We start from the raw sequence: 7,107 nt of genomic DNA on the forward strand, positions 1-7,107 counted from the left end.
CAACTGCATCCGACCGCATTCGTCGCTAGGCTATCGGCCGCCCGCGCCCGTCAGCTACCCCGATCTGGCCTTCCGCCTACCCATGGCCGCTACCATGCAGTAATCTCGCAACTGGCCCGGTCCAAAATACCGGTCAGGTCACACGCTTGCGTCGCCAGCATGGCTTAGCCGTTTCGCTCTACGAATTCCCGACGCGGACTGAACGTCTCTGTAATCTGCCCCCGCACTCTTAAGTGTTCGTAGAAATTTTCGGCCCTGATGGTGCTCGCCCTACAGCGATCAAGTTGAAATCCAATTCAGTGAAGCGTTCGTCCTGCGGAGCTGGGCTGTCCGGCCAGCAACTTGCCTATTTCGAGCAGTGATGCGTCGATCAACGTGCTCAAAACCGGCGAACCGATCTCTTCGACTAGAGGCCTCACTGCGATCAGCGCATCCACGACCCGATCGATGGTAGTCATCCGCTGATCGACAACCATAAGGTCTTCAGAGTCGCTATCTGTCAGATCGAGGGCCACCCCGAGGCATCGTAAACCGCGACCCTGCTCGTCAGTCTCGACCCGACCGCGCGCGTTCACCCGATGCACGCTACCGCTACGATCGCAGGTTCGAAACACTGCTTCGAAGCGGCCCGCCGTGGTGTGCGCCTCATGCACAAGATGAGCGACACGCTCTCGATCGTCAGGATGCACACCTTCCAGGAAAGCACCGATCGGCACTCCTGCCTCCGCACACTTCTCGTCGATACCGAGAACGTCGGGTAACGTGCCCGTCAGTTCGACGGTCTGGGTGGCGAGATCTGTCTCCCAGATGCCGATGTATCCGGATGCCGCCAAGGCGGCTTTGAGGGAAGGCGACATAAACGATCCCTGTGGTTGAACCATCAGGCGATAACACAACCCAAGGCGTCAACAAGGGGCTCGTGTATCTGTTCCTGCCTTCTCTTCATCGAGCTAGGAGACCGTTAAGGGGTCGGTAATCCCGATCTCCTCGGCCTCTCCGGCTAGGTCAAACGACGGCCCACTCGCCGTGGTAGCTCTGGGATAACAGCGGACGCGCCGATCGCGCGTGAACGGGGGGAACACGGCGATCGGCGCGCTCGCAGGCGGGAGCCCGGTAGAGCTCAACCGCCGCGATAGATAGGAATATGGGGATCGCCAGACGAAACGGGCAGATCCCCGCTTGGCCTTATGCCTACTTGGCCTTCCGCGGCCGCCCGGCGGAACGCTTCGGCTCAGCAGAGACGGTCTCGGCCGACTTAGCAGCCTTCGGAGCTGCCTTCTTGCGCTGCTGGCCGAGGCCGAGCGCCAGAGCGAGCTTGGAGCGCTGTTCGGAATAACTAGCCGCCACCAAAGGATAGTCGCGCGGTAGCCCCCACTTCTCGCGGTAGGCCTCCGGCGATAGCCCCAACCCAGTAAGGTGCCGCTTCAACGTCTTGTACGGCTTGCCGTCCTCGAAGCTGATCAGCGCGTCGGGGGTGATCGACTTCCGGATCTGGGATGGGGTGGGCTTTTCGGCCGCCGGAGCTTCGGGAGCGCTGCCCTGGCTGAGCCCTCTAAGTGTGGTGTGCACGCTTGCAAGCAGGTCCGGCATGTCATTGGGCCGGACAGAGTTTTTCGACACGTAGGCCGAGACGATGTCGGCTGTCAGCTCGATGAAATCGACGGCTTGAGCCTCGATGGTCTCTGCGTTTTCGTCCACGGTGCACCTGAGTTTGTGAAGGCACCACAGTGTGCTTTTGGGTGAGATAACGCAATGTAGGGCCATCAATTTGGACGTGCGGCTAAAGTCGCTGCTAAGAGCGTCGCTCCCTCTTTCGGAAAGTAAAATTGGCGTGAGGAAGCTATATCCTCATAAGAGTTTGTTACCCATACAGCCGGCATCCTGCCCCCCATCAGACTGCAGGAACCACCGTGAACCGAGCTTTCCCTGTCAGCTCCGAGGATACCGCCGGCGATTGCCCGGTCCCGATCGACACGCTCAGCCGGCTCTACCGCGCTGATCCGGAGGCATTGTCGGATCAGCTTGAGGTCATCCCGGAGGCGACGCGAGCGCGGCTGGCTGTCTACCTTTATGGGCGCAGTCACACACGCCAACTCGGGGTTCAGATCGCAGCCACCTGCGAGGGGTCCAGCCTACGCCGTGTCGCCGATTTTGCCGGGAATGCCCTCCACGATCTCTCGCGCCAAAACCCGAGCGCGTGAGTGGATGCCAGCCCATCGCCCGGCGGTAAGCGACGGGTCAGCCTTGCTAGGTCAGGAGCTGTGGCGCGAAGCGCATAATCCGCTCATAGCCACGGCGCTGGGGCGCCCTTCAGCATCGCATCGTAGTCGGACGCGAGTTGATGGACGGTCGCGGTCGCGAAGTATGCCTCGGCCTCCGGTGAACACGGATCGTCATCGTGCAGCGTCGCCTCGTACCTGCGGGCGGCCTCCTCGCCCTTCTCGGGCGTAAGCCTGATGGGTGCGGCGGCGCGGGTTGTTTCCAGAGCGGCGAGGCGCGTCAGTAAGCTTGGGGTCATGCGGGCGTACTCGTCGGCTCGTCTCGCACGCCGTAGAACATCAAGGCGCGGGCGAGGGTGTCGCTGTCGTCCGACTCGGGCCAGTTCGGATTATGCGACTTCGCTGCACCCCACTCGTCGAGGGCCGCGCACAGCACCCGAAATCCGCGCTGACTGTGATCGGGACAGCCGTCCGCCTCGTACCGCTGGCACAAGGACGCGTGCGCCTGCTCGATCCGCCGACCCCATTCCTCAGGGTTCGCCTCGGCGTGGGCTTCCATGTCGTAGTGGTCAGCGTAGCCGAGCCCGCGAGCGAAGCCGTCGCTAAAGGAGTCCTCCAGGTAGGGCGGCGCCGATTGCTGGGGCTGGGGATATCCGCCAAGCGCGATGGCAATCGCACGAAGCCAGACCCGCACCAGATCACGCGGCGTACCCTGCTGGTTAGGCCACCACGACGGGACGGAGCGTCAGGCGCATCAGGGTCGGGCTTCGGCTGCCGGCGGCGCGGTGGGGCGGCCTGATCCGGATCGAAGTTCTGGACCTCGGACCATTCGAACGGCGCGATCTGAGGGCTACCTGCTTCCTCGATCGCCTTGGCGAGCGGGTGCCAGTCGAGATCGGCGCCGACCAGGATCCGGCTGATCGCGTGGACCGTATTGATCACCTCGCCCTCGTGTTGCGTCGCAAGGCGCGGGATGATCTTAGCCAGCTTGATAGCGATTTTGTGAGGGATCGTTGCTGCACCCGCTCAGTTGGGGCTCGCGGCGCAACAATTGCGCTGACCGGCGTGCGACCGTTCGGCCTCCACCGCTCATCGAACGGCGTTCAACGGTCCCGCCACAGAACCCTGACACCGATCGGAAGGACTGCCCAATATGATGCTAAAGGGCTTCTCTTACGCGATGATAGGGGCGTTCGCCTGCGGCTTCGTGATGACGTTCATAGGCTCGGCCAGCCAGATCTTGGGCTTGCAATTCCTCTGACCGGCGAGTGGCTTGAGCCATCGCCGGAAATGCTTCGAAGGGTCCGCAGCGGGGTGCGAGCCCCGCAGTTTCCATGTGGTGCATTATGGGCGCCCCCTCCCACCGGGGCCGGGAAGCAAATCCGCCTAGGCCGCCCGTACGATCATCGTTCTGGCGTCGGCGCCTTCCGGATCAGCCTCGGCGACTGCGAACAGCAGATCATCAAGGGCATCGAGACCACTGGCATGGTCGGCCTCGATGCCCTTGCGGTGCAGCGCGCCTTTGAAGGCAATGGCGGCTGGGGTGCTGCCTCATCCCGATCCTCGGCACGGCTGCGGCGGGTGCGGCGCTCGGCGGCCTGGGCGATCCGTCGAAGTCGGTTAACGGCACGGGTGGTCGGCCGGACGGGCAGCTAAACCCAGGGGATGAGCCACCCGGCGTAGGAGGCGGCACCCCAGCACCGGCCCGCAGCGAGGCGCCTTGGCCAGGGCGAAGCGCTTAGGGCGCTCTGCCCTGAACGCGCTCGGTATTGGTGGCGGAGGCGGGGGGCGCCTCGGGAAGATGGCGCACAACGAGAACGCCCAGACGATCACCGGGGAGTTGCGTAAGGCGGGGTACAACGACAACATTGTCGCGGCGATGGTCGGCTCGATGCAGACCGAAAGCACGTTCAACCCGAGGGCATCCAACGACCAGAGCGGCGGCCACACCGGTCTCTGGCAATGGGATAAGAACCGTTGGCCGAAGGTCGCCAAGTGGATCAAGGACCAGGGCGGAGACCTTTATGACGCGCGCTGGCAGACCCACGACGGCCGGAGCCTGCGCATCCTGACGCTGATCGATGAGCACAGCCGGGCGTGCCTCGCCTTGAAGGTAGCGCGGCGCATCAACAGCCTCGGCGTGATCGAGGCCCTGGCAGAGGCGATGTGCCTCCACGGCATCCCGGAGAACATCCGCTGCGACAATGGTCCCGAGATGATCGCGAAGGCGTTGCGCAAATGGGTGGCCAAAACTGGTCCGCAGATCCAGTACATCGCGCCAGGATCACCGTGGGAGAACGGGTATTGTGAGAGCTTTAATGGCAAGCTGCGCGACGAGTGCCTACGCCAGGAGATATTCTACTCGCTGAAGGAGGCACAGATCGTAATCGGCCTCTGGCAGAACACCTACAACCGCGTCCGACCCCATGCGTCGTTAGGCTATCGGCCGCCCTCGCCCCTCAGTTTCCTGGATCTGGCCTTCCGGCTACCCACGGGCGCGACCATGCAGTAGCCTCGCAACTGGCCCGGTCCAAAATACTGGTCAGGTCAAGCCACCGACGATGCCACGGTGAGCCCGCAGAACACGAGTTTGCTGGAAACAGCGTGGCGCGAGCACGGCGTGCCGGTCGAGATGCACCACTTCAATGCCGGTGGCCACGGGTTTGGCATGGGTCGCCCTGGGACGCCGGCGGCAGCTTGGCCGAGGCTATGTCGAGCATGGTTGGATCGACAGGGGGTCATGCGCTGACCTCAACCAAACCTGAGAGCGATCATTATCCCGCTAAACCTCAGCCACTGGGCCGAACGCGGGGCTATCTCTCAGAGTGGATGCCCGCCGCGCCATCCTCGCAAAGCTGCTCTCACCTGTGACATCGCGTCTGGGAGACATTGCACTCCATCGACGGCTTCCAGCCCAACAGGAGACCAGCCTTATGACCAAACCCATCCTTGTTGCGGCCTTCGCTGCGGCACTGGCGACACCTGCCTTAGCTCAAGTGATCGAAACCCCGACCAGTACGATCGTAATTGTCCCCCGTGGGGCGCCCGGAGTCGTCACCCGCCAGCCCGGCTCGACCGGGGAGGAAGGTGCCGCCTCCTACTCGCCAACTGGTCGCGCTGCAGACAGCATCTCGAACGACTCGGCGGCGTCGGGCAATGAAGGTCAGCCTTCGCGAATGGGCTCGACGGGTAGCGGAGGCGGCAAATAGCGGCAGCGGCAAATAATGCTGAGGATCGTTGATGCCCTAATATGCTTTTCTTGGCTTGGAGCTGTCAATGATCCTCTTCTCTGGGTCCGCACTCTGTGCCGAACCTATCATCGGCCGTGCCTCTGTCACCGACGGTGACACAGTGGTGATCCGTGTTAACTGCATCCGCCTCTACGGCATCGACGCCCCGGAGAGCGCACAAATCTGCGCGGATGCTGGCGGCAAGGAATACCGCTGTGGGCAGGCCGCCGCGCTTGCCCTATCGGATCGGCGAGGCGAACGTTTCGTGCGAGCCTCGCGACATTGACTGCTACGGACGAACGGTTGCGGTATCCCGGAAAGGATCCGAGGACCTTAACGCATGGATGGTGAGCCAGGGCCACGCCCTCGCGTTCCGCCGCTACTCGGCCGCCTACGTTGCGATAGAGGGACAAGCGAGCGCGGCGAAGCGTGGGATCTGGGCGGGGACCTTCGAGGACCCGTCCGACTGGCGCAGGCGCAAGCGCGGCGGCCGGAGCGAGTAAGCGCAAGCCGAGATGCCGCGCGCTACCAACGAGGCCATGACGTGCGCCATCAAGGGCAACGTCTCGTCGAAGGGAGAGAAAATCTACCACCTGCCTGAATGCTGGGACTATGCGTGCGTCGTGATCGACGAAGCTAAGGGCGAGCGCATGTTCTGCTTAGAGGCAGAGGCTGAGAAGGCCGAGTGGCGCGCGCCGCGGAGGTAGTTTGCCGAGCCCGCCAGCCATGGCTACAGCCCGCCAATGCCCAACAAGCTCAACGCCCTTCTCGAAAGCCTGAAGGCGCACCAGCGCACACTCATCCTGGCTACGGCCGAGTTTGATGGATTGCCGGCCGGGAGCACGCTCCGCCAGGTCGCCGAGCTGGAGAATGTCATAGCTGTCCGTCGTCAGATGATTTGGGACAGTCTGCGGTGTTCAGGAGCGGAGGCTCTGGTCCATCTGGGGTAAGAGGTTAGGCGGCTTGCGCGTGGTGGCGCAAGCGGCGATCCATCAGGGTCTGGCGCTTGATGCGTTCCCGCTCGGCCAGGATCCCTTCGCCGCGTCCGAAGTAGACGTCTGCGGGCGTGAGGTTGCTCAGGCTCTCATGGGCTCGGGCATTGTTGTAGTGTTCGACGAAGTCGGCAACAAGGCGCTCCAGCTCGCCGGGCAAGTAGGCGTGTTCGAGCAGGATGCGGTTCTTGAGCATCTGGAGCCAACGCTCGATCTTGCCCTGCGTTTGAGCATGGCATGGCGCACCGCGGATGTGGGTCATGCCCCGAATGCCGAGCCAGTCAGCCAGGTCGCTGGCGACGTAGCTCGGCCCGTTGTCGGAGAGCAGGCGTGGTCGCGGCATCACCCGCGCCTGATCGAGCTCAGCCGCACCCAGCGCCAGGTCGAGCGTGGCGGTGACGTCGCTGGCCTGCATCGTCGGGCACAGCTTCCAGGCGACGATGGTGCGTGAGAAGTCGTCCGGGAGCGTCGAGAGGTCGTACCAGCCCCAGCCAACGAGCTTGAGGTAGGTGAAGTCCATCTGCCAAAGCTGGTTGGGCACGGTGGTCTTATCGTGAAACTCGTCGGCGTCCTTGATGACGATATGGGCCGGGCTGGTGATCAGTTCGTGAGACTTGAGCACCGGGTCGACGGTCGCTTCGGAGACGATGGAGGGGCGCTCGTCGT

The 7,107-nt window shown here is 63.2% G+C and carries 8 protein-coding genes; 3 read left to right on the forward strand and 5 right to left on the reverse strand.

Annotated elements, in window-relative coordinates:
* Window positions 1–296 precede the first annotated feature (296 nt).
* From MKK65_RS00115 to MKK65_RS00130, 4 genes are all read right to left on the reverse strand, one after another.
* Entirely contained in the window at window positions 297–857 is a 561-nt protein-coding gene (locus MKK65_RS00115) for a PAS domain-containing protein (protein ID WP_243954249.1), read from the reverse strand.
* Window positions 858–1,191: 334 nt separating this feature from the next.
* On the reverse strand, window positions 1,192–1,698 hold the full coding sequence (locus MKK65_RS00120) for a MucR family transcriptional regulator (protein ID WP_243954251.1): 507 nt from the start codon (window positions 1,696–1,698) through the stop codon (window positions 1,192–1,194).
* 586 nt (window positions 1,699–2,284) lie between these two features.
* Complete coding sequence (locus MKK65_RS00125; protein WP_243954253.1) at window positions 2,285–2,518, reverse strand: hypothetical protein; 234 nt, start codon at window positions 2,516–2,518, stop codon at window positions 2,285–2,287.
* Window positions 2,515–2,913 carry a hypothetical protein gene (locus MKK65_RS00130; protein WP_243954255.1) on the reverse strand — a complete coding sequence of 133 codons (399 nt, stop codon included), beginning with the start codon at window positions 2,911–2,913 and terminating at the stop codon, window positions 2,515–2,517. The genes MKK65_RS00125 and MKK65_RS00130 overlap by 4 nt, the downstream gene beginning before the upstream one ends.
* A gap of 188 nt (window positions 2,914–3,101) precedes the next feature.
* Between MKK65_RS00130 and MKK65_RS00135 the strand changes: the two genes are divergently transcribed.
* The 3 genes from MKK65_RS00135 (at window position 3,102) to MKK65_RS00150 (ending at window position 5,952) form a co-directional block, all read left to right on the forward strand.
* Window positions 3,102–3,875 (forward strand): hypothetical protein, encoded by a 774-nt coding sequence (locus tag MKK65_RS00135; protein ID WP_243954262.1) that lies wholly within the window; start codon window positions 3,102–3,104, stop codon window positions 3,873–3,875.
* A 145-nt stretch (window positions 3,876–4,020) separates the two neighbouring features.
* Entirely contained in the window at window positions 4,021–4,731 is a 711-nt protein-coding gene (locus MKK65_RS00145; protein WP_279596419.1) for a phage tail tip lysozyme, read from the forward strand.
* Window positions 4,732–5,640: 909 nt separating this feature from the next.
* Complete coding sequence (locus MKK65_RS00150; protein ID WP_243954257.1) at window positions 5,641–5,952, forward strand: thermonuclease family protein; 312 nt, start codon at window positions 5,641–5,643, stop codon at window positions 5,950–5,952.
* Between the two features lie 451 nt (window positions 5,953–6,403).
* Here MKK65_RS00150 and MKK65_RS00155 read toward each other — a convergent pair.
* Window positions 6,404–7,107 (reverse strand): DDE-type integrase/transposase/recombinase (locus MKK65_RS00155; RefSeq protein ID WP_243954258.1); only part of this gene is annotated, 704 nt, incomplete at its 5' end.

It is taken from the genome of Methylobacterium sp. J-001 (genome assembly GCF_022829565.1).
Classification (GTDB): Bacteria; Pseudomonadota; Alphaproteobacteria; order Rhizobiales; family Beijerinckiaceae; genus Methylobacterium.

Coding starts and splice junctions, on each gene's coding strand:
- MKK65_RS00150 (WP_243954257.1), top strand. CDS start 5,641: ATGCTGGCGGCAAGGAATACCGCTGTGGGCAGGCCGCCGCGCTTGCCC.
- MKK65_RS00115 (WP_243954249.1), bottom strand. CDS start 857: ATGTCGCCTTCCCTCAAAGCCGCCTTGGCGGCATCCGGATACATCGGC.
- MKK65_RS00145 (WP_279596419.1), top strand. CDS start 4,021: ATGGCGCACAACGAGAACGCCCAGACGATCACCGGGGAGTTGCGTAAG.
- MKK65_RS00125 (WP_243954253.1), bottom strand. CDS start 2,518: ATGACCCCAAGCTTACTGACGCGCCTCGCCGCTCTGGAAACAACCCGC.